We start from the raw sequence: 243 nt of genomic DNA, 5'->3' as shown, positions 1-243 counted from the left end.
CAATAGCAGCCAATGGAAGTTGTGCCGCTACAACAGCAGATGTTACTTTTACAGTAAATGCGAACCCAGGAGCAGCAGCAAATACAACAGCTAATAGTGCAATTTGTGAGGACGATACTAAAGCCTTAGTAGGAAGTCCAGCAGGAGGAACATGGAGTATTGTCTCTGGAGGTGGAAGTATCTCAGGAACAACGTATACCCCAGCAGATGTAGCGAGTGATACCAATGTAACGGTACGTTATA

Annotated in this window: 1 protein-coding gene; it reads left to right on the top strand. The window is 44.9% G+C overall.

The genetic code is table 11. The features are described from left to right. The coding region (locus TW83_RS21945) for a hypothetical protein (RefSeq protein WP_204245810.1) at positions 1–243 on the top strand (243 nt) is incomplete at both ends.

The sequence above is a fragment of the Paracoccus sp. S4493 genome, assembly GCF_000967735.1.
GTDB classification, from domain to species: domain Bacteria; phylum Pseudomonadota; class Alphaproteobacteria; order Rhodobacterales; family Rhodobacteraceae; genus Paracoccus; species Paracoccus marcusii.
This window is presented reverse-complemented; position numbering and strand designations above follow the sequence as displayed.